Origin of the sequence: Gordonia bronchialis DSM 43247 (assembly GCF_000024785.1) — a bacterium.
GTDB lineage: Bacteria > Actinomycetota > Actinomycetes > Mycobacteriales > Mycobacteriaceae > Gordonia > Gordonia bronchialis.
On the sequence record NC_013441.1, the window covers coordinates 149,405 to 175,506 of the forward strand.

At 68.0% G+C, this 26,102-nt stretch carries 28 protein-coding genes; 19 read left to right on the forward strand and 9 right to left on the reverse strand.

The features are described 5' to 3' along the window. Positions 1 to 16 precede the first annotated feature (16 nt). From GBRO_RS00645 to GBRO_RS00680, 8 genes are all read left to right on the forward strand, one after another. Positions 17 to 472 (forward strand): hypothetical protein, encoded by a 456-nt coding sequence (locus tag GBRO_RS00645; protein ID WP_012832072.1) that lies wholly within the window; start codon positions 17 to 19, stop codon positions 470 to 472. Between the two features lie 69 nt (positions 473 to 541). Next, positions 542 to 1,006 carry a hypothetical protein gene (locus GBRO_RS00650; RefSeq protein ID WP_147290608.1) on the forward strand — a complete coding sequence of 155 codons (465 nt, stop codon included), beginning with the start codon at positions 542 to 544 and terminating at the stop codon, positions 1,004 to 1,006. A gap of 419 nt (positions 1,007 to 1,425) precedes the next feature. Then, a complete protein-coding gene (locus GBRO_RS00655) occupies positions 1,426 to 1,959 on the forward strand; it encodes a hypothetical protein (RefSeq protein WP_115311635.1) in 534 nt (177 codons plus the stop codon). A 138-nt stretch (positions 1,960 to 2,097) separates the two neighbouring features. Beyond that, positions 2,098 to 2,586 carry a ribonuclease E activity regulator RraA gene (rraA, locus tag GBRO_RS00660; protein ID WP_227892829.1) on the forward strand — a complete coding sequence of 163 codons (489 nt, stop codon included), beginning with the start codon at positions 2,098 to 2,100 and terminating at the stop codon, positions 2,584 to 2,586. A gap of 29 nt (positions 2,587 to 2,615) precedes the next feature. Further along, entirely contained in the window at positions 2,616 to 4,169 is a 1,554-nt protein-coding gene (locus GBRO_RS00665) for a succinic semialdehyde dehydrogenase (protein ID WP_012832077.1), read from the forward strand. Positions 4,170 to 4,267: 98 nt separating this feature from the next. Further along, on the forward strand, positions 4,268 to 5,461 hold the full coding sequence (locus GBRO_RS00670; RefSeq protein ID WP_012832078.1) for a CapA family protein: 1,194 nt from the start codon (positions 4,268 to 4,270) through the stop codon (positions 5,459 to 5,461). Between the two features lie 70 nt (positions 5,462 to 5,531). Then, positions 5,532 to 6,737 carry a PQQ-dependent sugar dehydrogenase gene (locus GBRO_RS00675; protein ID WP_041919650.1) on the forward strand — a complete coding sequence of 402 codons (1,206 nt, stop codon included), beginning with the start codon at positions 5,532 to 5,534 and terminating at the stop codon, positions 6,735 to 6,737. Between the two features lies 1 nt (position 6,738). Next, a complete protein-coding gene (locus GBRO_RS00680) occupies positions 6,739 to 7,533 on the forward strand; it encodes a cyclase family protein (protein WP_012832080.1) in 795 nt (264 codons plus the stop codon). A gap of 22 nt (positions 7,534 to 7,555) precedes the next feature. On the opposite strand, the gene GBRO_RS24515 is transcribed toward GBRO_RS00680, so the two are convergent. Both GBRO_RS24515 and GBRO_RS00690 read right to left on the reverse strand, forming a co-directional pair. Continuing rightward, positions 7,556 to 7,996: a hypothetical protein gene (locus GBRO_RS24515; RefSeq protein WP_147290609.1), complete on the reverse strand. Its 441-nt coding sequence runs from the start codon at positions 7,994 to 7,996 to the stop codon at positions 7,556 to 7,558. A gap of 4 nt (positions 7,997 to 8,000) precedes the next feature. Continuing rightward, positions 8,001 to 8,399, reverse strand: a complete 399-nt coding sequence (locus GBRO_RS00690) for a hypothetical protein (RefSeq protein WP_012832082.1) — start codon at positions 8,397 to 8,399, stop codon at positions 8,001 to 8,003. A gap of 183 nt (positions 8,400 to 8,582) precedes the next feature. Between GBRO_RS00690 and GBRO_RS00695 the strand changes: the two genes are divergently transcribed. Further along, complete coding sequence (locus tag GBRO_RS00695) at positions 8,583 to 10,619, forward strand: ArnT family glycosyltransferase (protein WP_012832083.1); 2,037 nt, start codon at positions 8,583 to 8,585, stop codon at positions 10,617 to 10,619. 57 nt (positions 10,620 to 10,676) lie between these two features. Here the strand turns inward: GBRO_RS00695 and GBRO_RS00700 are convergent, their stop codons facing one another. After that, positions 10,677 to 11,114, reverse strand: coding sequence for a DUF3224 domain-containing protein (locus GBRO_RS00700; protein WP_012832084.1), 438 nt, complete (start codon positions 11,112 to 11,114; stop codon positions 10,677 to 10,679). A 105-nt stretch (positions 11,115 to 11,219) separates the two neighbouring features. Between GBRO_RS00700 and GBRO_RS00705 the strand changes: the two genes are divergently transcribed. Together GBRO_RS00705 and GBRO_RS00710 are read left to right on the forward strand one after the other, a co-directional pair. Continuing rightward, positions 11,220 to 12,074 (forward strand): helix-turn-helix domain-containing protein, encoded by an 855-nt coding sequence (locus GBRO_RS00705; RefSeq protein WP_115311753.1) that lies wholly within the window; start codon positions 11,220 to 11,222, stop codon positions 12,072 to 12,074. A 4-nt stretch (positions 12,075 to 12,078) separates the two neighbouring features. Beyond that, positions 12,079 to 12,924 carry an alpha/beta fold hydrolase gene (locus GBRO_RS00710; protein ID WP_012832086.1) on the forward strand — a complete coding sequence of 282 codons (846 nt, stop codon included), beginning with the start codon at positions 12,079 to 12,081 and terminating at the stop codon, positions 12,922 to 12,924. Here the strand turns inward: GBRO_RS00710 and GBRO_RS00715 are convergent. Both GBRO_RS00715 and GBRO_RS00720 read right to left on the reverse strand, forming a co-directional pair. Beyond that, on the reverse strand, positions 12,902 to 13,474 hold the full coding sequence (locus tag GBRO_RS00715) for a hypothetical protein (protein ID WP_012832087.1): 573 nt from the start codon (positions 13,472 to 13,474) through the stop codon (positions 12,902 to 12,904). The two genes, GBRO_RS00710 and GBRO_RS00715, sit on opposite strands and share 23 nt — an antisense overlap. Positions 13,475 to 13,541: 67 nt before the next feature. Then, entirely contained in the window at positions 13,542 to 14,234 is a 693-nt protein-coding gene (locus GBRO_RS00720) for a DUF6474 family protein (RefSeq protein WP_012832088.1), read from the reverse strand. A 101-nt stretch (positions 14,235 to 14,335) separates the two neighbouring features. Between GBRO_RS00720 and GBRO_RS00725 the strand changes: the two genes are divergently transcribed. Then, complete coding sequence (locus tag GBRO_RS00725; protein WP_041919651.1) at positions 14,336 to 16,075, forward strand: TM0106 family RecB-like putative nuclease; 1,740 nt, start codon at positions 14,336 to 14,338, stop codon at positions 16,073 to 16,075. On the opposite strand, the gene GBRO_RS26175 is transcribed toward GBRO_RS00725, so the two are convergent. Then, entirely contained in the window at positions 16,007 to 17,056 is a 1,050-nt protein-coding gene (locus GBRO_RS26175) for a hypothetical protein (protein WP_012832090.1), read from the reverse strand. The genes GBRO_RS00725 and GBRO_RS26175 overlap by 69 nt on opposite strands. 271 nt (positions 17,057 to 17,327) lie before the next feature. Here GBRO_RS26175 and GBRO_RS00735 point away from each other — a divergent pair, with 271 nt between their 5' ends. The 3 genes from GBRO_RS00735 to GBRO_RS00745 are packed head-to-tail and all read left to right on the forward strand — an operon-like array spanning position 17,328 to position 19,601. Next, positions 17,328 to 17,945 (forward strand): helix-turn-helix domain-containing protein, encoded by a 618-nt coding sequence (locus GBRO_RS00735; RefSeq protein ID WP_041919652.1) that lies wholly within the window; start codon positions 17,328 to 17,330, stop codon positions 17,943 to 17,945. Positions 17,946 to 17,976: 31 nt separating this feature from the next. Next, positions 17,977 to 18,489, forward strand: a complete 513-nt coding sequence (locus GBRO_RS00740; protein WP_012832092.1) for a hypothetical protein — start codon at positions 17,977 to 17,979, stop codon at positions 18,487 to 18,489. Further along, a complete protein-coding gene (locus tag GBRO_RS00745; protein ID WP_012832093.1) occupies positions 18,480 to 19,601 on the forward strand; it encodes an MAB_1171c family putative transporter in 1,122 nt (373 codons plus the stop codon). The genes GBRO_RS00740 and GBRO_RS00745 overlap by 10 nt, the downstream gene beginning before the upstream one ends. Here GBRO_RS00745 and GBRO_RS00750 read toward each other — a convergent pair. The 3 genes from GBRO_RS00750 to GBRO_RS00760 all read right to left on the reverse strand — a co-directional run bounded on the left by GBRO_RS00750 (position 19,598) and on the right by GBRO_RS00760 (position 21,822). Then, complete coding sequence (locus GBRO_RS00750; protein WP_012832094.1) at positions 19,598 to 20,359, reverse strand: SDR family NAD(P)-dependent oxidoreductase; 762 nt, start codon at positions 20,357 to 20,359, stop codon at positions 19,598 to 19,600. The two genes, GBRO_RS00745 and GBRO_RS00750, sit on opposite strands and share 4 nt — an antisense overlap. A 106-nt stretch (positions 20,360 to 20,465) precedes the next feature. Beyond that, positions 20,466 to 21,182, reverse strand: coding sequence for a TMEM165/GDT1 family protein (locus GBRO_RS00755; protein WP_012832095.1), 717 nt, complete (start codon positions 21,180 to 21,182; stop codon positions 20,466 to 20,468). 118 nt (positions 21,183 to 21,300) lie between these two features. Beyond that, positions 21,301 to 21,822, reverse strand: coding sequence for a hypothetical protein (locus GBRO_RS00760; protein ID WP_012832096.1), 522 nt, complete (start codon positions 21,820 to 21,822; stop codon positions 21,301 to 21,303). Positions 21,823 to 22,024: 202 nt separating this feature from the next. Between GBRO_RS00760 and GBRO_RS00765 the strand changes: the two genes are divergently transcribed. Genes GBRO_RS00765 through GBRO_RS26695 form a run of 4 tightly spaced genes read left to right on the forward strand, consistent with a single transcriptional unit; the run spans position 22,025 to position 26,025 of the window. After that, the gene (locus tag GBRO_RS00765; protein WP_012832097.1) at positions 22,025 to 24,052 is read left to right on the forward strand and encodes an ABC transporter ATP-binding protein; all 2,028 of its coding nucleotides are present in this window, start codon (positions 22,025 to 22,027) and stop codon (positions 24,050 to 24,052) included. After that, positions 24,049 to 24,798 (forward strand): energy-coupling factor transporter transmembrane component T family protein, encoded by a 750-nt coding sequence (locus GBRO_RS00770; protein ID WP_012832098.1) that lies wholly within the window; start codon positions 24,049 to 24,051, stop codon positions 24,796 to 24,798. The genes GBRO_RS00765 and GBRO_RS00770 overlap by 4 nt, the downstream gene beginning before the upstream one ends. Positions 24,799 to 24,844: 46 nt before the next feature. Beyond that, positions 24,845 to 25,729, forward strand: coding sequence for a low temperature requirement protein A (locus GBRO_RS00775; RefSeq protein ID WP_012832099.1), 885 nt, complete (start codon positions 24,845 to 24,847; stop codon positions 25,727 to 25,729). After that, positions 25,729 to 26,025: a hypothetical protein gene (locus GBRO_RS26695; protein ID WP_012832100.1), complete on the forward strand. Its 297-nt coding sequence runs from the start codon at positions 25,729 to 25,731 to the stop codon at positions 26,023 to 26,025. The genes GBRO_RS00775 and GBRO_RS26695 overlap by 1 nt, the downstream gene beginning before the upstream one ends. Positions 26,026 to 26,102: the final 77 nt, after the last annotated feature.

Genomic DNA, 26,102 nt, shown 5'->3' on the forward strand with positions numbered 1-26,102 from the left:
TCAGAAGGGAGCTTCGATGAGAGTTCGACATCGATTGCGGCTATTGGCCGTCCTCGTGGCACTCGGGCTCGGTGGTGGATTGACTCTCGTCGGGCTCGGACAAGCGGTTGCCACGCCGGGCGATGTCAAGACTCGGGTGAACAACTACTGGGAGGCCCGCGTCTATCAGGCCTACGACATCGGCGGTGCGTTTCAGCTGACCAACAAGGCGTCGCAGCGACCGATCTACCTGCAGTACAAGCGAACATCGCGCTACGGGTGGCCTTCCGGCTGGCACCGACTGACGGGCGATGTGGCCCGTGGTCAGACCAAAGTCGACGGCTGGTATGTCGCGCCGCGCGGCTACGACGGGGTTTTCCTCCGGGTGTGCCGAAACGACCCGGGCGACAGGGACTATTGCTGGTCCAGCCTCATGTACTTCGGCAAGCCCGGCGGTCAAGGCGGTGGCAGCGGGATGATAACTGGCGCGTGATGACGGCACATCGGATGGGAATTCAAAAGAGGAGACGAAGCTATGAAGAGATGGGCAAGCGTACTGATCGTGGCGGCGGCACTGACGCTGACGGTCGGTGCGGGTAGTTCAACAGCGGCGCCACGCAGTGAGCAGAATTCGGCGACACTCGTCGCGCTGACGGTTGAAGCTCAGCCGGTGGCGGTACCGGGCTGGCCGGTGTTTCCGGCGGTCTACGGCCCGCGGTACTGGCCGCAATTCAAGGTGTGGTTCACGCACAACACATTCCTCAATCGGGCACAGACGAGGCAGTTGTACGAAACCGGTTGGGTACCCGGCTATGCCAACACGCAACTCCCGTTCAGCAGCGTGGCCAGAACCCTGCAGGGCAACAACCTGCTGAGGACCGCAGTCCAGCGAGGGGGATGCTTTGCAATCGGTACTCGTACTGATCCGGTGTGGTCGCCCGTTGCCAAGAAGTGGGTGACGGCGGGCGCTCAGGGCTATATGTCCCCACCGCACCTCAAGGCACAGGTGGACGCCATCTGCCGCTAACGCCGCACATGGTCAGGTGAAGCACTCGGCTACCGAGCCATCGTGGATGTAGATCACACCGGTGACGACAGGAGACGCGATATGACGACAAAGCTCACGACAACTGTCGGTGCGGCGGCGGTGGTGACGGCACTGTTCGTCGGCACGGCCCCGATCGCAGAGGCTCAGCCCAGGGGTTACTCCGTCAGGAATACAACGCAATCTGTCAGAACCTGACCCGCCCAGGCCAGCTCACATACTCGTGGGAGCCCTATTGGAATGGGCAGTGGCTGGCTCACCAACGACTGACGATCAAATTCGTTCGCTGGCAACAGATCAAACGCCGATTCTGGCCCGACACTTGGCAGAAGGTCGTCTACGAATATTGGAAATCTGGCTATCCAACCTGGACCGGGTACAAGTACACGGAGTGCTGAAGGATGACACTGATGAAGAGATGTCTCGCAACCCTGGCCGCGATCGTGTTGGCCGTGGTCGGATTGGGCACCGCGACAGCGGTGGCAGGCGCCGACGTGCAAGATCGAAGGGGGTTGGCGGGCAAGGTGATCTCGCCGCCGCAGGCGCGCTGCGACTACATGCGGAACACGAGTTCTGGATGGTTGGCGGTATCCACATATCCGCCGACCGTGTATGCGGCGCAGGGAAAACGGCAATCGGTGATCTACCGGCTGCTCCTGGCCGACGCCAACACCGGGAAACTGCTCCAAACAAGCAATTGGAGCGGAGCGCAGTCCGTCACCGGTAATCGCCCGGCACGCTGGAATGGCGTCGGCACACTGACCGGCGCCTGGCAAGGCAACTATCATCTGGCGTTCGAGGTGCGGTTCTTCCAGCCCGGCGGCAAGTGGCAGGGGACGATCACTTCTCTCCAAACTCGCTACCAAATCTTCAACCAGCGCATCGGCCCGTACGGCCCGACGTCGAGCTGCGTCAAGTTGAAAAACTTCGGGTAGCAGATCCCGCGAGCCGGGTCGGCCTCCGACGTACAGGCCGGCCCGGTTCCCCGTGTGCGAACAGCGGACCTCCCGACTGGCCGCAGTACCCTACCCACCGGTAACCCGGGACTTGCGGTAACACCTATGCTGGTCGGCATGAGTGAGCTGACCTTCACCCCGACTGCCGACCTCGTCGACGAGATCGGCGACACCGTCCGCAGCTGCGATCTCCAGTTCACCCAGTACGGCGGCAATCGCGAATTCGTCGGCCGGGTGACCACCGTCAAGTGTTTCCAGGACAACGCCCTGCTCAAGTCGATCCTCGGTGAGTCCAACCCCGGCGGCGTGCTGGTCGTCGACGGTGCCGGCTCGGTGCACACCGCGCTGGTCGGCGACCTCATCGCCGAACTCGGCCGGTCCAACGGGTGGGTCGGGATCATCATCAACGCCGCCATCCGCGATTCCAAGCCGATCGGCGAGATGGAGATCGGCGTCAAGGCGCTGGGCACCAACCCGCGTAAGTCCACCAAGACCGGCGTCGGTGAACGTGACATCCCGCTGACCATCGGCGGCGAGACCTTCAATCCGGGCGACATCGTCTACTCCGACGACGACGGCATCGTCATCGTCACCCCCGAGAACTGACCCACTTCCTGCAGCGTCGAGGAGACCCCATGCCAAAGCCCACCGCCGACTACTTCGCCCGCCTCGGTGCGCTGGTCGCGATCGACAACGCCGCCGAGCGTCCCACCCGCTCGGTACTCGAGGCGTTCAGCGGCGCCGAGATGGCCACCATCCCGGTCGGCACCGCCGACGACCTGGAACAGGCCGTCGCCCGCGCCCGCGTCGCGCAGGAGGGTTGGGCCAAGCGGACCCCCGCCGAGCGTGCGAAGGTGCTCGACGCCTTCTCCGAGCTCGTCTACCGCAACGCCCAGGAACTGATGGACATCGCGCAGGCCGAGACCGGCAAGGCGCGCACCTATGCCCAGGAAGAGGTGCTTGACGTTGCGCTGACCGCCCGCCACTACGCCAACGTCGGCCCCAAGTTGCTCGCCGACCGCAAGGTCAAGGGAATGCTCCCCGGCGCCACCAGTGTGCGGGTCCGCTATCAGCCCAAGGGCGTCGTCGGGGTGATCAGCCCGTGGAACTATCCGCTGACGCTGGCGGTTTCCGACGGTGTGGCAGCCCTGCTGGCGGGCAACGCCGTGGTGATCAAGCCGGACAGCCAGACCCCCTACTGTGCACTCGCCGTTGCCGAGCTACTTTATCAGGCCGGTCTGCCGCGTGAACTGTTCGCGGTGGTCCCCGGTCCGGGAAGTGTTGTGGGACAGGCGATTGTCGCGCAGACCGACTACGTGATGTTCACCGGGTCGTCGGCGACGGGTGCGACGCTGGCCGAGCAGGCGGGGCGTCGGCTCATCGGCTTCTCCGCCGAACTCGGGGGCAAGAACCCGATGATCATCACCAAGGGCGCCAAGATCGCCGACGCGGTGCAGGGTGCAGCCCGGGCCTGCTACTCCAACTCCGGCCAGCTGTGTATCTCGATCGAACGCATCTACGTCGAGAAGGCGATCGCCGACGAGTTCGCCGACCGCTTCGCCGCCTACGTCTCGGCCATGAAGCTCTCTGCCACTTACGATTTCAACGCCGACATGGGTTCGCTCGCCTCGGCTGCGCAGGTCGAGACCGCCGAGGCGCACGTCGCCGACGCGGTGGCCAAGGGCGCCAAGATCCTTGCCGGCGGCAAGCGTCGCGCCGACCTCGGACCGTTCTTCTACGAGCCGACGGTGCTGACCGACGTCACCGACGAGATGACCTGCTACGGGCAGGAGACCTTTGGTCCGGTGGTGTCGATCTATCCGGTCGACTCCGTCGACGAGGCCATCAAACTGGCCAACGACACCGAATACGGCCTCAACGCAAGCATTTTCGCGGGCAGCAGCGCCGAGGCCAACGCGATTGCCGACCAACTGCGGGCCGGCACGGTCAACATCAATGAGGGCTACGCCGCCGCCTGGGCGTCGACCGCCGCACCGATGGGTGGGATGGGGATCTCCGGGATGGGCCGCCGCCACGGCGAAGAGGGTCTGCTCAAGTACACCGAACCGCAGACCATCGCCGAGCAGCGTTTCCTCGGGATCGACCGCATGCCGGTGGTGCCGCAGAACATCTACCGGGCCATCACCCCGTCCGTCGTCCGCGGGCTGAAGTACCTGCCCGGTCGCTGAGTCGAGGTCGCCGCCACCAGCGGTGACCCAGGTGGCCGCGGGTGGCCGCGTGCGCGAATGGTCCGATCGGCCGACAGGCGCCTACGTCCGTTCTGGTGTTGGATGCAGAGGTGGTCGGTCGGTCGTGGGGTGTCGTGGGTGGATGTGCTGCCGTGATGGTGGCCGTGGCAGCGCTGGCGGCAGCGTCGTCGAGCACACCGCACCCGGTGGTGACTTCGGCCGTTCACGCGCACCAACCGAGGATGCACACGCCGGTGGCGACCGATCTCGTGCTCAGTTTCACCGGCGACAACATCCTCGGCACCGACGACAAGTTCTCGACGGCGTCGAGTCTGCCGACGTTGTGGGAACAGAGCGGCCGACGCCCCGACTACTTCTTTCGCAACGTCCGCCAGTACTTTGACGCCGACGACCTGACCGTCGCCAACTTCGAAGTCGCGCTGACGAATTGGCGGGAGAAGCGCTACAAGGGCGAAGGCGAGGTGTACCACTTCCACGGCGACGCCGCGCTCGCGCACACGTTGCCGGCCGGCGGTATCGACGTGGTGACCGTCGCCAACAATCACACCTTCGACTACGGGCAGCGCGGCTTCGACGACACCCTCGCCGCGCTCCGCTCGGCACGGATCGGCTACTTCGGCACCGGCGACGCGAGCGAGGGGTCTGACTACGACATGTCGCTGCTGCGCACCGTCAACGGGGTCACCGTCGGCCTCGTCGGTTACCAGACCTGGACTGACACTCCCGAGGTCGAGCGCAAGATCCGCACTGACTTCGACCGGCTGCGGGCCGCGGGCGCCGACGTGCTGATCCCGTTTTTCCACTGGGGCATCGAGTCCGAGCACACGCCGTACGAGGTGCAGACCAACCTGGCGCATCTCGCGATCGACGCCGGTGTGGACCTCGTCGTCGGAACGCATCCGCACGTGATCCAGTCGATGGAGATCTACCGCGGCAAGCTGATCGCCTACTCCTTCGGCAACTTCGCCTTCGGCGGCAACAGCAACCCGACCGACAAACGCACCTTCATCCTGCAGGCGCGCCTGCACACCGTCGACCGTGACGTACGGTCGGTGGATTTTCGGGTGATTCCGACGCGGGTCTCGCGGACCGAGAGCTACAACGACTACGTGCCGACGCCCTACGCCGGCCCGGAGAAGCAGCAGGTCCTCGAGTTCATCAACGGCATCTCACCGACGTTGCACGGACGGGCGGCCGATTGCTTTGTGCCCGTGGCGCCATCGCGTACACACCCGCCTGCCCCGACGGTGCAGGCGCGGCCGGCGGGATGAGACCCACGTTGGTAACGACTTCGTAGGTAACCCTTCCGCGCCTGACACTCCTGCGATTAGCGTGGCCAGAGTGACTCCTACCAGGACAAAACGGACCTTTCGCGCTGCGGCGCTCTTCGCCAGTGCCGTGGTTGGTGCGACGATCGCGGCAACCCTGACCCCCGTACCGGCTGCGCGCGCGACGGCGCCCCTCCAGGTCACGACCGTGGCGTCGAATCTGAGTATCCCGTGGGATGTCGAGGTGGCGCCCGACGGGACGATTCTGACTGCTCAGCGCAGCGGCAGCCTGGTGGCGATTCGGCCCGACGGCCGGCTGATCAGCATCGCCCACGACACCTCGCGAATCTTCGCGGCCAAAGAGGCGGGCGCGATGGGGATCGCGCTCGATCCGGGGTTCGCCCAGAACCGTCGCGTCTACATCTGCCAGGCCGAATACACCCGGCCCGGCGCACCCACCATCCCGGGCGAAGTCGCGGATCTGCCGCTGCCCTGGCCGAACACCGGCCAGGTCATCAACGTCGTCTCCTGGCGGATCGACGGTGACTGGATTCGCGCCAACCGAGAACGCACTGTCCTGAGCGGGATTCCGATCACTGCCGCGGGCCGCCACGCCGGCTGTGCGCTGACGGCGTCGGGTCGCTCGCTGTGGGTCGGTACTGGCGACGCCGCGCTCCCGGGTAATGCGCAGAACCGAAATTCTCTGGGTGGCAAGGTCTTACACATCAATCGCGACGGCACCCCGGCAGCCGGGAACCCCAACCCGCGCAGCCCCATCTACACCCTCGGGCATCGCAACGTCCAGGGAGTCGCGGTGGCGCCGGGGACCGGACGCGTCTACGCGATCGAGCAGGGGACGGACCGCGATGATGAGCTCAATCTGCTTCGTTCCGGTGGCAACTATGGTTATCGACCCGATCGCGCGCCGGTCATCTACGACGAGTCGGTGCCGATGACCGATCCGATCCGCGTGCCCGGTGCCATCGGCCCCGTCTGGCGGTCGGGCCCGGCGACCATCGCGACCACGGCGCTGGCCTTCCTGCCCGCCGGCTGGGGGCCGTACTCCGGCGGACTGGTGGTCTCCACGCTCAAGGGCAAGCGGCTGGTGTTCATGAAACTCTCGGCCGATGGCCGGCGCGTGGTCGCCAAGACCGAGGCGCTCACCGACCGCTACGGGCGACTCCGCGGGCTGGCGGTGGCGCCGGACGGGTCGCTGCTGGTCACCACCAGCAACGGCAACAGCGCCGACAAGATCCTGCGCGTGCGCTGGGGAAGCTGACATGTGTGACGACGCACTCGTCCGGAGTGCCCATGAGCAAGCCGCCGGCCTCTCGCGACGCGACGCGCTCCGTCTCGCGGCCGGGGTCGCCACCGGAGTGTCGGCGGCGATGGTGGCCGGGACGGCGACGGTGTCCGCGGCGAATGCGGCGCCGTCGTCCCGTGTCGTCGACCTGACACATGTGCTGTCGCCGAGTTTCCCGGTATGGCCGGGTAATGCGCCCTTCGTGTCGCTCCCGACCTCACGCGTCGGGCCCGGCAACTCCGGTTTCGCCACCAACTGGGTGTCCTTTGCCGAACATTCGGGCACCCATGTGGACGCGCCCGCGCACAAGATCGGTTCGGGCATCACCGTCGACCGCATCGCCGCGTCGGATCTCGTTGCGCCCCTTGCGGTCATCAGCATCGATGGGCGGGGTCCGCGATCGACGCTGGGCGTCGCCGACGTGGTCGCCTTCGAGAAGCGGCACGGCCGGATTCCGCGGGGCGCGCTGGTGGCACTGCACACCGGCTGGCAGCCGCGCACCGGCGGTCCCGACGCGGCCGGGTTCTCCGCCGCAGCCGTACGGATGCTGGTCGGCGACCGGGCGGTGGTCGCCATCGGTACCGACACGCTGTCGATCGACGTGCGCGGGGCCTCCGCCGCGCACACCGCGATCCTGGGATCGGGACGCTATGCGGTGGAGGCGCTGGCGAATCTGACCTCGGTGCCACCGCTCGGGGCGACGGTAATGGTCGGGGCCCCGCGGTTCGCCGGCGGGACGGGCGGACCCGCGCGGGTGTTGGCGCTGCTCTGAGTGGTCCGGCACGGAACCTGAGTCAGAGGTCGTCGGCGTCGACGGTCAGGCAGACGTAGAGCGGCGACGTCACGGAATCGGCCGCGATGCCGGCATCGACGTCGAGGTAGGAGACCGATCCCGTTCCACTCCTGTGCAGCGCGCTGACCTGGCCGGTGACACCGCGGACCGGCCGGTCCAGAGTCGACAGCGCTCCCGTCACCTCCAGACGGGGGTCTCCCAGATCGACCGTGATTTGTGCGCCGCGGTCAGGCACGGTCGTACCGAACGCGACGGCCGGACCGACGATCGTCACCGTTCGCGCGGCCCGTTCGACGTCAGCGTTGCGTCGATCGATGTCGGCGCGGGTGGGCTCGGTGACGCCGCGGATCGACAAGCCCAGCACCACCCCGGTGATCTCATGCGCTTCGTCGCCGGGGGCGGCCAGGGTCGGATCGCCGGCGGATTCGGGGAACTTCGCCACGCGGTCACCGGCCGGTACGTCGTGCGACCGGGGATTCGCTGCCACCCGGGTGTGTCCGGCCGGCGCCGGACGACCTCCGATACCACGTGCAGGTGACGATCGTCGCCTCCACCCGCGGGATCACCCTCGACTCGTCGTGCCATCCGCCGTAGAGACGCAGGCGCCGACCCCGCGGATCGCCGTCCACGGGCGCGTAGTGGGCCGAACAGCTTGGGAGACCGACCAATTCGAGGTCGGGACGCCAATCGACCACGGGCTCGGTGGCAAAGGGTTCGTCGTCGCCGGCGAGGCCGGACGTGAGCGCCACGGTCACGGATTCGCCGACGGCCGGTGTGACACCGCAGCAGCCCCACTCCCAGCTGGAAAGGCGAACGTGCACGTGCGGGACGTCGGGTGAGGTCATCGAGTGGGGCGGCGGCGGGGATAGGGACGAGTCCCGAGTAATCGGGGACCGATGCCGCCGAGCCGAAGATATCAGGCTCTTCCGATCCACGCGCCGCGCTCACAGACTTCTCCCAGCCTCCATCCAGCCTCGGCGGAGTCCCCGGCCCCACTCTGGACGCAACGATTCAGAGAAGGAGCATTCATGACCGCAGTACTCGACCGGGCGGGGCCGGAGAACGACACATCCCCGGGAGTGACCGACCCACCGTCCCGATCCCTCCGGAAACGGCGGAGTGCGCGCCCGGTGCGGTGGAACCCGTTTGCCCTGACCGGGCTACTGATCACCACCGCGGTGCTCTACCTGTGGAATCTCTCCGCGAGCGGCTATGCCAACACCTTCTACGCGGCGGCGGCCTGGGCCGGGTCGGAGAGCTGGAAGGCGTGGCTGTTCGGGGCCCTCGACCCGTCGAACTTCATCACCGTCGACAAACCGCCGGCCGCCCTGTGGGTGACCGGGCTCTCGGTCCGGCTGTTCGGGATGAACAGCTGGGCCGTGCTGGTGCCCCAGGCGCTGATGGGGGTGGCGTCCGTAGCGTTGGTCTACTGCGCGATGCGCCGGACCTTCGCCGACCCGCGGCAGGGGACCGCGGCCGGCCTGATCGCCGGGGCGGTTCTCGCGTTCACCCCGGCCGCCGCGCTGATGTTCCGGTTCAACAACCCGGATGCGCTCCTGGTGCTGCTGATGGTGGCCGCCGGTTACTGCCTGATCCGCGCGATCGGCACCAACTCCGGGCGCTGGCTCGCGCTCGTCGGCGTCGCACTCGGCTTCGCCTTCCTGACCAAGATGCTGCAGGGTCTGCTGGTGCTGCCCGCCTTCGGGCTGGCCTACCTGCTGTTCGCGAACAACGGCTGGCTCAAGCGGATTGGGCACCTGATCCTGGCGACGGTCGCGCTCATCGTGTCCGCCGGCTGGTTCGTGGTGGTCACCATGCTGGTCCCGGCGTCGTCGCGTCCCTACATCGGCGGCTCCACCGACAACACCTTCATGGATCTCGTCTGGGGCTACAACGGTGTCGGCCGCATCAGTGGCGGCAACGGACCCGGCGGCGGCGGACCGGGTGGCGGTCAGGCCGGCGGATCGTTCGGCGGGTCGACGGGCCTGGACCGGCTGTTCAGCTCGGAAATGGGCAACGAGATCTCCTGGCTGCTGCCGGTGGCGCTGTTTGCCCTGACGTTCGCGATCTACGCCATGATCCGCAGCTTCCCCGGTTTCCGGTTCACCGGCCGGGTGTCGCGGGTCGAGTCGGGCGCCGTGGTCGCCTGGGGCGGCTGGCTGTTGGTGACCGGACTGATCTTCAGCTTCATGAGCGGCACCATCCACCCCTATTACACGGTGGCACTGGCACCCGCGATCGGCGCGCTCGTCGGTATCGGTGCCGTGCTGGCGTGGCGTCGTCGGGATCACTGGGATGGACGGATCGCGATGTCGGCGATGATCGGGCTCGCCGCGTGGTGGTCGATCGTCTTGTTGAACCGCAATGACTTCGGCCCGACGTGGTGCCGGTGGCTGATCGGTGTCGCTGCTCTTCTCGCCGTGGTCGGCGTCCTCGCCGGCAGCACGCTCAAGATGCGAAAGCTGTTGGCCACCAGCCTGATCGTCGGATCACTGGCCGGCGCCGGCGGAAGTGTGGGCTTTGCCATCGCGACTGCGGCGACACCGCACAGCGGGTCCATCCCGAACGCGGTGAACACCTCGATCGAGGGTGGTGGCATGGGCGGATTTGGCGGTGGCCGTGGCGGTCCCGGCGGCACACCGCCGGGGCAAGCCGGCCAGCAGGGACAGACGTCGCAAGGCCAGGCGCATCAGGGTCAGTCCGACGACCGGAGTGGCACCCGCGGCGGTGGCACAGGCATGGGTGGTGACATCGCCGCCAACACCGAGCTGGTGAACCTGCTCAAGGCCACCGACACGACGTGGGCGGCGGCCACCAACGGTTCGCAGTCGGCGTCGGGTATCGAGATCGCCACGGGCACATCGGTGATGGCCATCGGCGGCTGGAGCGGTGACCCGGCTCCGACCCTGCAGCAGTTCATCGCCTACGTGCAGGCCGGCAAGATCGGTTACTACATCGGCGGCGGGCAGGGTGGCCCCGGCGGCAATTCGGAGATCGCCACCTGGGTCGCGCAGAACTACACCGCGACGACGGTCGGCGGGACCACGGTCTACAAGCTGACCTGAGCGACGCGCGCCACCACGACGAGCAAGCCCAGACCGCATCGGTCTGGGCTTGCTCGGTCAGTCCAGGGTGTAGTGAAAGGTGATCGGGTAGCCGTCGTCGCTGTGCCCCGCGATCTCCAGTTCCGCGTAGCCGCGAGCATTGGCCAGACCACCCGTGCCGAGCCCCTCGACGATCTCCATCCGGCCGGTGACATGCATGCCCGCGTGCTCACCGGTGGCCCGCAGCACCACACTGCCCTCATGTCCGTCGATCGATCCCTCGAAAGCCAGGAACCCGAGGGTCGGGGCGGCGTGCTCGCCGTTGTACGAGATCAGCGACGACTCCACGCCGCGCCCGGCGACATCCCCGGTGTAGGCGTATTCGACTGTTGCGCTAGTGAATCCGCGTGCCGGATAGTGCGCACCGCCCATCTCGATCGTCTCGTCGTCGGCCTGGTACACCGTCTTCTCATCCCAGGACGTCACGGTGAATTTCCCGATCGCGGTGTGTGTCATCGTGTCCTCACATTTCTTCGGGCACTCCTGCTGTTGGTAGCGCTGTCGGTTCCAGTCTGCGGTGGCCGCTTGTGCCGAATCTTGAACAAACGCGACACTGTGACGGTGGAAGGTGCTGATTCCGACGAGTTGCTCGGGCGCGGTGAACGAGCGATTCTGCATCCGTCGCGGGCCGCGGTGATCGATGTGACGCGGCAGGTGCCCGCGGCCGACCTGAGATCCTGGATCGACTACTTCTGGATCGTCCGGTGGCAGGCCGAGGAGCCGCACACACAGGCCGTCATCCCGCAACCCGTGGTGCATGTCGCGGCGGAGAACGGACGCCTGTTGGCCCACGGCGTGGGCGGCAGCCATTTCACCCGTACCCTCCTCGGCGACGGCCATGTGCTGGGAATGGCGCTGCGGCCCGGCGCCTTTCGTTCCTTCATCGGCCGGCCGGTGAACACGGTGAGCCGGTCGGTGATCGCGATGGGGGACCTGACCGGCGTCGATGACCGGCCGATTGCCGATGCGCTGCTGCGTCCCGGTGCAGCCGACGCCGAACTCGTCGGGGTCGCCGAATCGTGGGTGCGGGGACTCGACCTCGATCGGGACCCGATGATCGACACCGTCGCCGGCCTGGTGACCCGCGCCGAGTCCGACCACACCATCGTCCGCGCCGAACAACTCGCCGCCGTCGCGTCGATGAGTCTGCGCAGCCTGCAACGACTCTTCGGCGAGTACGTGGGGATCGGACCCAAGTGGGTCATCCAGCGTTTCCGGCTGCTCGACGCGGCCGCCGTCGCCAACTCCGGGACCAGGTTCGCGCGCGACGTGGATTGGGCGGCGCTCGCCGTCGACCTCGGTTTCAGCGATCAAGCACACCTGACCCGGGAGTTCAGCAGAATTGTGGGGACGCCGCCGGCGTCGTATCTTCGCAGCGAACACGACCAGGCCGACGACCGGCCTCGAAGGGGATGACCCCGTGACCGAACGCATCACGGAATACCGCCGTGGCCCATGGACTTTCGACGTCATTGACGAGGGGCCCGCCGACGGCGATCCGGTGATCCTGTTGCACGGGTTCCCGCAGCGGGCGTCGAACTGGGATCGGGTGGCGCGGCTGCTGCACGAGCGGGGCCTGCGCACGATCGCACCGGATCAGCGCGGGTACTCGCCGCGGGCCCGGCCGCGCCGACGACGGGACTACCGGCAGTCGGAACTCGTCGCCGATGTCGTCGCCCTCATCGACGAACTGGGGGCGCCGCGTGTCGACGTCGTCGGCCACGACTGGGGAGCGGCGGTGGCGTGGACACTGGCCGCCAATCACCCCGGCCGGGTCCGCACGCTGACCGCGATCTCGGTCCCGCATCCGGGTGCGTTCCTGCGGGCGATGCCCCGCGCGCAGATCCTGCGGTCGTGGTACATGCTGGTCTTCCAGCTGCCGTGGCTACCGGAGAAGCTGCTGGGCGCCGGAATGCGCCGGCCGGGTTTCGCCGTCCGGATGGGATTGCCGGCCGACCACGACGACCGGCTTGCCGACATCGTCGACAGCGGAGCCCTGAACGGCGCTCTGAACTGGTACCGCGGCATGCCGATACCCGACCCGGCCGTGCGGATGCGCAAGGTCACGGTGCCGACCACGTATGTGTGGAGCGACGGCGACCCCGCGCTGGGACGGGCGGGCGCCCGGCTCTGTGCGTCCTGGGTCGACGCGCCGTACGAGTTCGAGGCGCTGACCGGCGCCAATCACTGGCTGCCCGAGAACCGGCCGCGCGAGGTGGCCGAGGCGATCCTGGGAAGGGTACTCAGCGTCGACGACGCCGGATGACGATCAGTGCGGCCAGCAGACCCAGCAACGCCGCGATCGTGATCGGCACGGTCCGGTTGGGCGTCGGCAGCTCGGTCGGTGCGCCGGCACGCAACTGCGCGAAGGTGGCGCGCTGAGCGTCGGACTCGGCAACCACATCGACGGGGGGCTTCGCCGGTGCCGTAGGCGGCGTCTTCGGTGCTGCCGGCGTGGGTGTGGCCGGCTGTGATGCGGCGGGCTCACTCTGAGTGGGTGCGGATGCCGGCTCCGGCTCGGCAGGCGCGGGCGCCGGCTGTGGAGGCTGCGCGGGCGCCTTCTTGGCCGGCGCGGTCGACGCGGGACCGGCTGGGCCGCCCGCGGCCTTTTTGGCCGGTGCCTTCTTGGCTGCCGCCTTTTTTGCCGGGGCTTTCTTGGCCGGTGTCTTCTTCGCCGGTGCCTTCTTGGCTGCCGCCTTCTTCGCCGGGACCTTCTTTGCCGGCGCCTGCTCGCCCGGCACCTGCTCTGGTGGCACCGCCGCGGCGCCGTTGGGCGACGATTCCTCGGGGGTGACGGGCGGGTCCGGCTCGGTCATCTCAGGGCGCTCCTGGCGTCGGTGCTGGGCGGTCTCGGGGTGTAGAGCCTGATCCTATTCATCCGCGTCAGGCACGGACACCGAGACGGGCCAGGATGTCGGCATCGATCGCGGACAGTTCGTCGTCGATGGACTGATGAGCGGTGCGACGCTGCCCGGCCGGCATCGCCTCGGAGGCGTGGACGGCCACGCTGAGGTTGTCCAACCGGGTCGCCATCGCCTTCACGAAGTCGTCAGAATCGGCGCTCTTGTCCTGTGCGGTGACCTTGTCCAGGGCGGTGCGGGTGGTCGCGATCCGTGCCGACAGGGTGGCCCCGTGCCCGGAGAACTGGCGCAGCACCTCCGGCGAGACGCCCACCCGCCCGGCCTGCAGCGCGGTGAGACGACCGCGCCCGGCAACGGCGGCGCGGTAGACGATGGGGATGACGACCGGCGCGACCAGACGCGCCACGGTGAGATACCGACGCACACTGGCCGGGCTCAGCGCCTTGGCGTCGGCCGCGGCCTTGGCCTGCGCCTCCACCTTCTTGGCCTCCGCCTTGGCCACCTTGGCCTGGTTCTTCGCGACGTGATCGGAATTCTTGCGCTGGGCCTTCAATTCCTTCTTGAAGTACTTGTGCTCGGTCTTGCGACGGGCCTTCTCCGTGCGCCGCCGGTCCTTGGCGTCGAGCTTGGCCTCCAGCTTCGCCTTGGCCTTGAGTGCTTTGGCCTCCGCCTTGCGCTGCGCGCGGCTCTTACCGTCGGACGAGAACAAACCCATACCTATGACCTTTCGCTGCCGGCTCGTGGTGCTGGTACAAGCATTACATAGGGTGGAACGCGACCGGCCTGTGGTGATCAGGTGGCGGGGAAAGAGGTGGCGTGCCTGCAGTGGTGTTGGCGCCGCGTGATCTCGCCGGATGCGAGCACCGGCTGGCGCTTGACTTCGCACATCCGGAGCTGGTCCGTGACCGGCCCGACACGCCCGGCGTGTCCCGCCGTAAGGAGGCCGCCGCGGCACACCGCGCCCGGGTGCGCGAGTTGCTGCGGGGTATCCACAGCGACCAGCCCGAGAGCTTCGTCGTCGTCGATGCCGCGGACAGTGCGACGCGTGCCCGCCAGACGATGCAGGCCTGCGCGGATGGTGCGCGCTGGATCTGGAATGCGACCCTGCCCCTCGACGCCGAACACGGGCGGCGTGGCCACGCCGAACTCCTCATCGCCCACGGCGACGGCTACGTCCCGGTCATCGTCGTCAACCACCGAACCACCCAACCGGCCAAAAAGCTGCCACGCGAAGCGGATGCGCGCCCGACGACGGTGGTAACCAGTCCGCTCTGGGCGTGGGCTCCCGGTCCCGATCCGCACCGCACCATCCGGCCGAACAGGCGCGACTCGCTGCGGCTGGCGCATCTGACCGCGATGCTCGTCGAACTGGGCCTGGCGGTGGGCCCCGACGCCGACGACCTGGTGGGTGGCGTGATCGGGATGGATGCCGACTGCATCGTCGTGTTGGCCGTCGGGCCGATCCTCGACGACTACGCACAGGTCGCAGAACGACGCAAACAGATTGCGGCGCAACGGATAGCCACCGTCCCGCGACGGGTGTCCGAATGCCGGTCGTGTCTGTGGTGGGCACGGTGCGGGCCGGAACTCGCCGAGCGGCGTGACGTGAGCCTGGTGGCGTCGGGCAACCAGGGCCAGGCGCTGGTGGCGGCGGGGATCACCACCATCGATCAGCTTGCCCGGCACGACGGTCCGGTCCCCGATGGTTGGCCGGGCAGCGCGCGATTCGACGACGCGATCGTGAATGCCGTTGCGTGGCTGGGGTACATCCCGCTGGTACGTCGCGTCGATCGCCCGGAGGTCAGCCGCGCCGACGTTGAGATCGACGTGGACATGGAGAGTTTCGGCGAGGACGGAGCTTACCTCTGGGGAACGTTGCTCACCGACAACACCGATCCCGACCGCCCGGTGATATACCGTCCCTTCGTCACCTGGGACCCGCTGCCCACTCGCGATGAGGCACGGTCCTTCGCCGAGTTCTGGCACTGGCTCACCGCCGAACGTGCCGCTGCCCACGCGGCGGGGAAAACCTTTGCGGCCTACTGCTATTCCGAACAGGCCGAGAACCGGTGGCTGCTCGGCTCGGCGGACAGATTCGCCGGTGAACCAGGCATCCCGGACCGGGCCGCGGTGGAGGCGTTCATCGCCTCACCGGAATGGGTGGACATCTACGCCGCTGTTGGGCGGAACTTCATCTGCCCCAACGGAAAAGGACTCAAGAAGGTCGCCCCGGTTGCCGGCTTCACCTGGCGCGACGACGACGCCGGCGGTGAGGCGTCGATGGAATGGTACAGCGCGGCAGTCGGTCTCGGCGGTGCGGCGGTGGACACATCGCAACGCACCCGGCTGCTCGAGTACAACGAGGACGACGTCCGGGCCACCAAGGTGTTGCGCGAGTGGATCACCGAAGCGGCGGCCGACGAGGTCCCGCACGAGCGCGATCTGCTGGCATCGGGCGGCCATCGCGGCGGGGAGCCGACTGACCGGTCAGGAGCGCATGTTGCGCAAGGCGTCGAGGAAGGAGCCGCTGCCGAGCAGCGCGATCGCGCCCAGTAGGAGCAGGGCACCCGGCGCGATCCCGATGAGGAAGCGACGCATGCCCGCCAAACTGATCGACGTGCTGTGGGTATCCGGCGCCAGCGGCGTGGCGACATCGGCGGCCACGTGCGCGGGTGCGGTGGTTCCTCGGGCCTGCGGGACCTGAGCCGTGGTCGGGGTGGCGGCGGGTCGGGGTGTGCCGGCCCGGGGGAGGGTCGGTCCTCTCGTGCCGGCACCCGGAACCGGGCCGGGTGCCACGCCGGCGGGCCCACCGGGGTTACCGCCGCTCGGCGGGGCGACCGTGGGGACCGGCGCCGACGCCGAATCACGGTGGGTGCCGGTGCTGCGCGAGCCGTCGCTGCTGCCCTGGGTGGTCGTGGTCGTGGTGGTGGGCGGCGTCACCCGCGGTTTGTAGGTGAAGCCACCGCCGGGGCGGCGCGTGGTCGAGGACTCCGTCGTCGGGTCGGTGGTGGGTGTTTGCGTCGTCGGATCAGTGGACTCGTCCGGGTCCGTGGTGCCGGTGGGGTGCCCGTGCCCGTGCCCATTGCCGTGACCATTGCCGTGACCATGCCCGTTGCCGTGACCATGCCCGCCACCCCAGTGACCGCCACCGTTGGTGCCGGAGTCGTTGGTGCCGGAGCCGTTGGTGCCGGAGTCGTTGGTGCCGGAGCCGTTGGTGCCGGAGCCGTTGGTGCCGGAGCCGTTGGTACCCGAGCCGTCGGTGCCGGAATCGTTGTCATCGGAGTTGTTCGTACCGGAGTTGTTCGTACCGGACCCGGTGTCGGTGTCATCGTCGGTGCCACCGGCTCCGTCGTGACCGTCACCGCTCTGGTGGCTCTCACCACTGCCTGAACCGGAGCCGCCGTCACCGCCGGATGGGGTGGACGCACCGATCCCGGCGGTGAGCGAGATGGCCAGCAAGGCCAGGACCGCCACGACGGCCGCGGTGACCCGCGAGCGCACGCGGGGACGCCGCGGCGCTGGTGCGCGGTGCTTCATTGGCCCCTCCGGAGTACCGTCGTGGTGAAAGGTTGTTGCCCCGTGTTCATGTTCTCGTACCCGATCGTTGGTCGAATCGCGATCGTGCCGCAATGGGCAACCCCCAAAAGTGTGAACAACGCCACACCGCTCATCGTTACACCATTGACACAGGTGACACGCATCGGTCCTTTGCGTCGGGTACGTTCTGATCGTAACCAGCGTTGCAATCGCGCTGCACTGGGGGCTTTAATTTTTGCAAATTCAAATTCTGGGTTTTGAGAATGCTGTCATGACTGCAGGAGGGACGGAGAACCCGATGGGCGACACCGGCCATACCGACGGCGATCGGATTTCGTCGCACAACATGGCGAGCGGGTCGGGGGCGAGCACGGATACACCGAGCGGCCCGAGCAGTAACGTCGACCCGGGCCTGTTCGCCCGTCGTCTCGAGGAACTGTTCCGCACCGTGCCCGGACCGAACGGGCGGGCCTACAGTGCCAAGGCGATCGCGCAGCGATCCACCGAGCGCGGTTTCCGGCTCGGCGAGTCCTACCTCAGCCAGCTGCGGTCGGGGAAGGCCAAGTCGCCGTCCTTCCGCACTGTCGAGGGAATCGCGGCGGCGTTCGGCGTCGACGTGCACTACTTCCTCGAGGATCGCGCCGCACAGCGCACCCGCGACGAGATCGACCTCATGCGTCTGCAGGCCGACACCGACGTGCAGCTCGCCGCCTTCCGCCTCGCCGGACTGTCCAGTGACTCGGTCACCGTCGTCAACGAACTGATCAAGGTGCTGCGCGAACAGCAGGGCCTGCCCAAGGACCCGCCGGACGTCATCGCTGCGGGACTGACCGACGACTCGCCGACCGACTCACGGTTGCGCGTGGTGGGAGAGTCTCGCGAGGACTGACCTCGTGAGGTGACCCTGGGGGAACCACGCAATGCGTCGAAGCAAAGGGGCGCTGCGCGCGCTGTGCCGAACCACGTTGAAGGGGCTTGATCTCGATCTCCCCCTCGACGTCACTCAACTCTGTGACCGCTACGGCGCGCAGCGCGGACGGCCTATCCGGCTCGTCGCACATCCGCTGCCGGTCGGCGCGCCCAACGGCATCTGGCTCGCCGCCTCCGACGCCGACTACTTCTTTCATCAAGCCAACACCTCACGTCTGCATCGCGATCAGATCGTCATCCACGAATTCGGCCATCTCATCGCCGGTCACCAGGTCCTCGGCGAACTGTCGGCGCTCACCGCCGGCGGACCCACCCGCGACGAATCCGAGGCGGCACTGCGTCGTACCTGCTACTCCGACGATCGGGAGTGGGAGGCCGAGATGCTCGCCTCGATGATCCTGACCTGGGCGACCGATGCCCGAACCGCCGTCGGGTCCACGGCCGAACACGAGGGTCTGCGGGGGTTGCAGAAGCTGCTCGGCGGCCATCGGGGATGGTTGTAGGTGTGAGTGTCGGTATCGGGATCGTCAACGCGATCGCCCTCGTGGTCTTCGCGGTGGCCCTGTGCTGGCGGCTCGACCAGATCCGCCGGAACGGGTGGGGGTTGCAGCCGCTGGCGATGACAGTGGCCATCGCGGCGCTGACCTTGGCATTTGTCATGTCGGACTCGTCGGTGACCAATGCGCTCGACGCCGCCCTGTTCACCGGCGCCTCCCGCGTGGTGTTCTATGCGCTGCTCGCGGTAGGGGTGGCCGCGCTGGTCGTCGTGTTCTTCTTCCCGGGTCAGGTGTCGCGGGAGCGGCGCGCCGGGCTCGAGGCGCTGCCGCTCGTCGTGGCGCTGATCGGACTGCAGGTCACGATGCTGGTGATACCCGTCGAGATCCGGACCGCGTCGATCACCGAATGGACCGCGCGCAACTGGAGTTTCGCGCTGTTCTTCCTGATCGCGAGCGGGTATCTCGCCTACGGATTCATCGCCTGCGTCCGCAACGTCCGACGGTTCTACCGCACTGCGAGCGGCTACCTGCGGATGTCGCTGGGACTGCTCGTGCTGGGTCTCGGGCTACTGGCTCTGGGATCGATCGCACAGATCGTTTTCGTCGTGGGATCGGCGGGTGATGTGCTGCGCGCACCGTGGTTGCTGACCGCGAGCCGCGTCCTCGCAGTCGCCGGCGTGGTCGCGTTTCTGGTGGGGATCAGCTACCCGATGATCTACGCGCGCTACCAGTCGTTGACGGCCAACCGTCGGCGCCGACGCGTCGACGAGGAGCTGCAGCCACTGTGGAAACTGGTCACCGAGGCGGTCCCCGAGGTGGTGCTCCCCGAGGCGGGAGCACTCACCCCGACCATCCGTCTGCATCGTCGCGTGGTCGAGACCCGCGACGCGCTGACCCAGATAAGTCCCTGTCTCCCAGTGGTATTCGAGTACGCAGAGCCGGCCGTGCAGGCGCGGTTGCTGCGCGTCGCGGTCGACGAGTACACCTCTGCCAACCGGGTCAGCGGCGAGGTCCGTGACGTCCTGCCCGACGAGGGGGACGGACTCGACGACGACGCCGCACCACTGGTGGCGCTGTCCCGCGCGTTGCGTGAGGAGACGCTGGGTCTGGCTAGCTAGCGCGGCGCCATGCGGATGGCGCCGTCCATGCGGATCGTCTCCCCGTTGAGATAGTTGTGCGCGACGATGAACTCCGCGAGCTGGGCATACTCGTCGGGCTCGCCGAGGCGCTGCGGGAACGGGATGGCCTCGGCCAGCGTCTTCTGGAACTCGGGGGTGACGCCGGCGAGCATCGGGGTACTGATGGTGCCGGGTGCGATGGTGCACACCCGGATTCCGAGGCGGGCGAGGTCGCGCGCGGCCGAGATCGTCATGGCGTGCACGCCACCCTTGGACGCGGCGTAGGCGATCTGACCGATCTGTCCCTCGAAGGCCGCGACCGAGGCGGTGTTGATGATGACGCCGCGCTGTCCGTCGCCGTCGATCGTCGACTCCTCCTGCATGCGGTTGGCGGCCAGGCGCATGACGTTGAAGGTGCCCACCAGGTTGATGTTGATGACCTTCTGGAAGAGATCGAGTTCGTGGGGGCCCTTCTTGCCCAGGATGCGGGCGGCCCAGCCGACGCCGGCGCAGTTGACCGCGACCCGCAGCGGGGCGCCGGATTCGGCAATCGTGTCGATCGCGGCCTGGACCTCCGACTCGCTGGTGACGTCGGCGGGGATCAGGGTGACGCCGTCGACCGGTGCCGCCTTGTCGATGGAGGCCTGCAGGTCGAGTCCGAAGACCTGGGCGCCGCTCGCGGCGAAGCGTCGAGCGGTGGCGGCACCGAGGCCGGAGGCGCCACCGGTGACCAAGACAGATGAGCCGGATACGTCCATGGGGATTCGTGACCTTTCGAGAAGGGGAAACGGTCGGCCGGAACGGGGCTCGGCCTGGCCTCACCCTAGACAATCGGTCCTATGCGACCGGAACGAACCCCCCGAATTACCGAGCGATCGGTCGGGGATCGTCGGTGTCGGTGTGCTCGGCGTGCTCGGCGGCTGTCCGGTGAACACGCCAGACATACACCGAGCCGAGTCCGGTGATCAGCACCGCAGCGCTGATGGTTGCGACGACGGTCGGCATCGTCGAACCCACCAGACCCTCGGCTAGCAACCACGCGGCGAACCCGAAGAACAAGACGGCCGCGCCGATCGCGATGGTGCGTTCGGGCAGGTGCTTGCCCAGGAGTGCGCCGATCGCGATGGCCAGGGCGTCGGCGGCGACCATGCCCAGCGTCGATCCGATCCACACCCCGAGCCAGTTGTGCCCGGTGGACAGCGTGATGGTCGCGAGCATGGTCTTGTCGCCGAGCTCGGCGAGGAAGAATGCGGACATCACCGCGAAGAACACCGACGCGCCCACCCGGTTGGCCTTGGTGGACTCGTCGTCGTCGAGCCGGTCGCCGCGCAGCGTCCACAACCCGAAGATGAGCATCGCCAGGCCGGCGAAGATCGACATCAGGTTGGCCGGGATGGACAGGCCGAGGAAATGTCCGAAGAAGACCGACACCGCGTGCACCGCGGTGGTGGCGACGGTGATCGCGCCCAGCACCACCCACCAGCGGTAGCGCAGGGCATAGGTCATGGCCATCAGCTGTGACTTGTCGCCGAGCTCGGCGACAAAGATCACGCCGAAACTCAGCAGCAGGGCAGCAATCACCCAAGCAACGTTAGAGACTCTCGTTGCGTGGCGCAACAGATCGCGCACCCGTATTCATGCAGGTAGGAGGCACAAAAAGGAGAGTTTGGGTACCCTCAAAACAGGGTTGGGAAACCACCTATGCGGCCAGCAGCATGGCCAGCACAGCGGTGTCCGGGTCGGCATTGGGATCGATACCGATCTGATTGCGCAGGTTGACCACGGTGCCGTCGGCCTCCGCCTCGGCCCACCCGGCCCGGTGCTCGAGCCCGAGTTCGGGCAGACCGGGCAGCAGCACACAGCCCGACGCGACGTCGGAGCACTCCGGCAGCGACGGCCTCGTCCGGGACGGCGGATGCAGCATGAACAGGGCCGGCGGGTTGGTCAGGAACCGACCGGCTTCGACGAAGCTGTCGTCGACGACGTTGCCGACCGCGACCATCATGCCGACGGCGTCGCGCTCCGCGTCATCGGGACGATCCTCGACGACCCCGAAGATCGTTGTCGTCGGCAGAAACCCGGGCCGGCACGCGATCCGCACCGACGCGACGAGTGTCTGTGTCCACTCGAGCGTCGACTCCGGCCACCGGCCGGAGATGAGAATGCCGCCCAATTCACCCTCGTGATTGAACGGGGTGAGGCCGATCGGAATCGATTGCATCAGCTGCCCTCCCTCGGGGACCACCGGCGCGAACACCGGTGTGAAAAAATATGCTCCCGGCCGGTGGCGTGGACAACCCGAAACACCGTGTTGTGACGGTTCATTTACATGACGTAACCGATCGGGCAGACGACGCGACGACCGATCCGACGGACCGACCAGGCACACTGGTTTCGTGAAGAACTCGCCACCACTGCGGCCGATGGAGATCGCGTCCATCGCCATCTTCGGTGGTCTGACCGTCGCGGCGGTGGTGGTGGCAGCGGTCATCCCGCTCGCCCAGGCCGCCGGCCTGCTCGCTCCGGTACCGCTGGCACTGGTCGCCGCCCGCACCCGCCCGCGCGCTCTCGTCGCGGCCACGGTCGCCACCACGCTGGTCGCCTTCGCGATGGCCGGCACCGGGGCGATGGCCACCGTCATCGGGTCTGCCCTGGTCGGCGGGATCGTCGGCGATCTCAAACGTCGCGGCCGCGGCTTCGGGGCGCTGAGTCTGGCCACCGTCGTCTCCGCGCCGCTGATCGGCGGCGTCTCGGTGGTGGCGCTGCTGATCCTGGTTCCGCTGCGCACCCTGGCCATTGAGGCGATGACCAACTCGATCAACGGCGTCGCGAAGTGGCTGGATCGGGCCGGCCCGCTCGCGCGGGTCGGTGACTGGCTGGAGGCGTTCAGCCGCAGCATCGAGAGTCACTGGTGGGTGTGGATCTGGGTGTCCGGGACGCTGGGTACCGCGGTGTCGCTTGTGGTGGCGTGGTGGATCGTCGGCGGCGTCATCAACCGCCTGGCCGCCGTGCCCAGCGAGGACACACTCGCCGCCGATGTCGCCGAGCACGCAGAAGAGGCCGCCGCGCCGCTGCCGTTGCGGCTGAGCGGCGTCGGCTTCGGCTACCGCCCCGACGGTCCGCAGGTCCTGCATGACATCGACCTCGAGATCGGACCCGGCGAGTTCGTCGCCATCGTCGGTGCCAACGGCTCGGGCAAGTCGACGCTCGCCAAGATCCTGGCCGGACGCACCCCCGGCATCGGCAGCGTGTCCCGTCCCGGGCCGGCGGGTCTCGGTCGCCGCGGCGGAACGGCGATGGTGCTGCAACGACCGGAAACCCAGATGCTGGGTTCCCGCGTCGCCGACGACCTCGTGTGGGGGTTGCCCGCCGACGTCACCGTCGACGTGGAGGCGCTGCTCGCCGAGGTCGGCCTGGCCGGGCTCGGTGGCCGCGAGACGAGCGATCTGTCCGGCGGTCAACAGCAGCGCCTGGCCATCGCCGCCGCACTGGCCCGCAATCCGGCCCTGCTCATCGCCGACGAGGTGACCTCAATGGTCGACCCGCTCGGGCGCGGCCAACTCCTCGAGCTGCTGGCCGGGCTGCCGGAGCGTCGCGGCATGACCGTCGTCCTCGTCACCCACCGCGGCACCGAGGCCGCCGCCGCCGACCGGGTGATCCACCTCGCCGGCGGCCGCGTCGTGCCGCATCAGCCGGACTGGGTGCCGGACCGTTCGATCGGCGCACCCACCGTCCCCGACGCCGCGCCGTCCCCGCCGCCGGTGCCCGCGCCCCGGCCCGCCCACGCCGAACCACTCCTCGTCCTCGACCACGTGGGCCACGCACACCTCGCCGGTTCGCCGTGGGAGGTAGTGGCGTTACGCGACGTCACTCTGACGGTCCATCGCGGCGAGGGCCTGCTGATCGTCGGCGGAAACGGTTCCGGGAAGACCACGCTGGCGTGGATCATGGCCGGACTCATCGATCCGGGCTCGGGAACCTGCACGCTCGACGGCTCGCCGGTCACGTCCCAGGTGGGCATGGTGGGACTCGGGTTCCAGCATGCGCGGCTGCAATTGCAGAAGTCGACCGTCGGCGACGAGATCATGGCCGCCGGCGGCGAGAAGGTGGGTACCGCCGAAGTCGCGCGGGTGCTGGAGTCGGTGGGACTTCCTCGCGCGATGGCCGCGACCGGCGTCGACGCGCTGAGCGGTGGGCAGATGCGCCGCGTGGTGCTCGCCGGCCTGATCGCCCGGCAACCCAAGGTCCTGGTGCTCGACGAGCCGCTCGCGGGTCTCGACCCGTACGCGCGTGCCGAGATCGTCGAGCTGCTCGCGCGGCTGCGTCGGCAGGGACAGACGATCGTGATCATCTCGCACGACTTCGAGGCGCTGGAGACGGTCTGCGACCGTCGGGTCGAACTCATCGACGGGCGACTCGACAACGGCGTACTGGCCGGAGGTGCCCGATGACCATGCGGATGGTTCCCCTGCGCCAGGTTCCCGGCGATTCCTTTGTGCACCGACTGTGGGCGGGCACCAAACTGCTGATCGTGCTCATCCTGGGCGTGATGACCTGGGTGCTGCCGTCGTGGCCCGCCCTGGGGATGGTGGCCGCCGTCGTGGTGATCACCGCGCTCATCGCCGGTATCCCGTTGGGCGCGTTGCCTCGGCCGCCGTGGTGGTTCTGGGGCCTGATCGCGCTCGGTGTCGCGGTGAACGCCTCCTTCGGGTTGGCCGCGGTCGTGGTGTTCCTGCGCGCGGTGGTGCTGGGCCTGGTGCTGGTGGCCAGTTCCATCCTGGTCATCTGGACCACCCCGATGGCCGAGGTTGCCCCGGCCCTGGCAAAACTGATGCGCCCGTTACGGATGCTGCGTCTGCCCGTCGATGAGTGGGCGGTGGCCATCGCGCTGTGCCTGCGGGGCCTGCCGATGCTCATCGACGAACTGCGCATGCTGCGCGCCGCGCACCGGCTGCGGCCCACCGCCAAGGGGCGCTCGGACCATCCGTCCGCCGAGATGGGGATCATGGACATGATCACCGCCGCGATGTCCTCGGCGTTGCGGCGCAGTGCCGAGATGGCCGAGGCGATCACCGCGCGCGGCGGGACCGGCCGGCTCACCGCCTACCCGTCGGGACCCGGCCGCGCCGACGCGGTCGCGCTGGTGGTCATCGGCCTCGCCTGCGCGGTCGCGATCACGCTGACCGTGGTGCTCTGAGCCCTCACCCGCGCCGAGACCGCCCGGTGGCGATAGGTTGTGCCGCATGGTGATGCAGCATGTCCGTCGGGCCACGGGGCGCGCGCCCGGGGTCACGACCATGGAACTGTTCTTCGATCTCGTCTACGTCTTCGCGATCATCCAGCTGTCCTCGTTGCTGGCCCACCACCTCTCGGTCGAAGGGGGGCTGCAGACGCTGGTCCTCTTCGGCGCGGTGTGGTGGGTGTGGAACTACACCACGTGGGCGACCAACTGGATCGACCCCGATCGGCTCCCCGTCCGGGTGCTGATGGTGGTGTTGATGGGCCTCGGTCTGGTCATGTCGACAGCCATCCCGGAGGCATTCACCGAGCGCGGGATGCAGTTCGCCATCGCGGTGGCCGCCATGCAGATCATCCGGCCACTGTTCATGGTGATCACGCTCCGCGGCGACCCGATCGGACGCAACTACGTCAACCTCGGCATGTGGTCGACTGCGGCAGGTGCGTTGTGGATCGTCGGCGCGTTCACCGAAGGCCATGTGCGGCTGGCCATCTGGGCGCTGGCACTCGCGGTGGACGTGGCCGGTCCGATGGCGAACCTGTGGGTCCCCGGGCTCGGCGCGACGCCGATGTCCACCTGGACGCTCGCGCCCGAGCATCTCGTCGAACGCAACCGGCTGATCTTCATCATCGCGCTCGGCGAGACGGTGCTCGCGCTGGGTCGCGAGTTCACCGAGGTCGATCCGACGGCGTACGCCTTCATCAGTCTCGCAATCGGTTTCGCATTGACCGTGGCGTTCTGGTGGTTGTACTTCGCCCGGCATTCCGACGCCGCCGAAGAACGGCTGGCACACGCCGACGACCCGGCCGCGCTCGCCCGCGGCGGATACGCCTACGCGCACGCGATCCTCGTCGGCGGTGTGATCGTGGCGGCGGTGGGAACGAGCTGATGGTTGCGCATCCGCTTGAGCAGGCCGCCACCGGAACGGCCGTGGCCATCGCGGGCGGTCCGGCGATCTTCCTCGTCGGACTCGTCGTCTTCGTCCACTTCACCACCGGCGTCGACGGCTTCGAATGGCTGGTGGCCGCGGCGAATCTGGCTGCGCTGATCCTGATCGGCGTGGTCGCGGATCTGGCGGGGCTGCCGTTGTGGGTGGTGTCGGCCCTGGTGCTGATCCCGATGTATGCGCTGGTCGGGCTGGCGGCCTGGCATGCGCGGGATGCGCGAGCGGTGTCGGCTTCCTGAGGTGCGAACGAAGTGAGCCCCGAAGGGGTCGGCGAGTATGTCTCGCCAAGCCCTTCGGGGCTCGTCGACTTCGCGAC

Excerpts from the sequence above, each read along its gene's own strand:
- GBRO_RS00715 (WP_012832087.1), bottom strand. The coding sequence starts at position 13,474 with ATGACCGAGCCGGACCCGCCCGTCACCCCCGAGGAATCGTCGCCCAAC.
- GBRO_RS00690 (WP_012832082.1), bottom strand. The coding sequence starts at position 8,399 with ATGACCTCACCCGACGTCCCGCACGTGCACGTTCGCCTTTCCAGCTGG.
- GBRO_RS00760 (WP_012832096.1), bottom strand. The coding sequence starts at position 21,822 with ATGCAATCGATTCCGATCGGCCTCACCCCGTTCAATCACGAGGGTGAA.
- GBRO_RS26175 (WP_012832090.1), bottom strand. The coding sequence starts at position 17,056 with ATGAAGCACCGCGCACCAGCGCCGCGGCGTCCCCGCGTGCGCTCGCGG.
- GBRO_RS00735 (WP_041919652.1), top strand. The coding sequence starts at position 17,328 with ATGACTGCAGGAGGGACGGAGAACCCGATGGGCGACACCGGCCATACC.
- GBRO_RS00645 (WP_012832072.1), top strand. The coding sequence starts at position 17 with ATGAGAGTTCGACATCGATTGCGGCTATTGGCCGTCCTCGTGGCACTC.
- rraA (WP_227892829.1), top strand. The coding sequence starts at position 2,098 with ATGAGTGAGCTGACCTTCACCCCGACTGCCGACCTCGTCGACGAGATC.
- GBRO_RS00655 (WP_115311635.1), top strand. The coding sequence starts at position 1,426 with ATGACACTGATGAAGAGATGTCTCGCAACCCTGGCCGCGATCGTGTTG.
- GBRO_RS00680 (WP_012832080.1), top strand. The coding sequence starts at position 6,739 with ATGTGTGACGACGCACTCGTCCGGAGTGCCCATGAGCAAGCCGCCGGC.
- GBRO_RS00720 (WP_012832088.1), bottom strand. The coding sequence starts at position 14,234 with ATGGGTTTGTTCTCGTCCGACGGTAAGAGCCGCGCGCAGCGCAAGGCG.
- GBRO_RS00695 (WP_012832083.1), top strand. The coding sequence starts at position 8,583 with ATGACCGCAGTACTCGACCGGGCGGGGCCGGAGAACGACACATCCCCG.
- GBRO_RS26695 (WP_012832100.1), top strand. The coding sequence starts at position 25,729 with ATGGTTGCGCATCCGCTTGAGCAGGCCGCCACCGGAACGGCCGTGGCC.
- GBRO_RS00665 (WP_012832077.1), top strand. The coding sequence starts at position 2,616 with ATGCCAAAGCCCACCGCCGACTACTTCGCCCGCCTCGGTGCGCTGGTC.
- GBRO_RS00770 (WP_012832098.1), top strand. The coding sequence starts at position 24,049 with ATGACCATGCGGATGGTTCCCCTGCGCCAGGTTCCCGGCGATTCCTTT.
- GBRO_RS00750 (WP_012832094.1), bottom strand. The coding sequence starts at position 20,359 with ATGGACGTATCCGGCTCATCTGTCTTGGTCACCGGTGGCGCCTCCGGC.
- GBRO_RS00700 (WP_012832084.1), bottom strand. The coding sequence starts at position 11,114 with ATGACACACACCGCGATCGGGAAATTCACCGTGACGTCCTGGGATGAG.
- GBRO_RS00745 (WP_012832093.1), top strand. The coding sequence starts at position 18,480 with ATGGTTGTAGGTGTGAGTGTCGGTATCGGGATCGTCAACGCGATCGCC.
- GBRO_RS00765 (WP_012832097.1), top strand. The coding sequence starts at position 22,025 with ATGGAGATCGCGTCCATCGCCATCTTCGGTGGTCTGACCGTCGCGGCG.
- GBRO_RS00775 (WP_012832099.1), top strand. The coding sequence starts at position 24,845 with ATGGTGATGCAGCATGTCCGTCGGGCCACGGGGCGCGCGCCCGGGGTC.
- GBRO_RS00740 (WP_012832092.1), top strand. The coding sequence starts at position 17,977 with ATGCGTCGAAGCAAAGGGGCGCTGCGCGCGCTGTGCCGAACCACGTTG.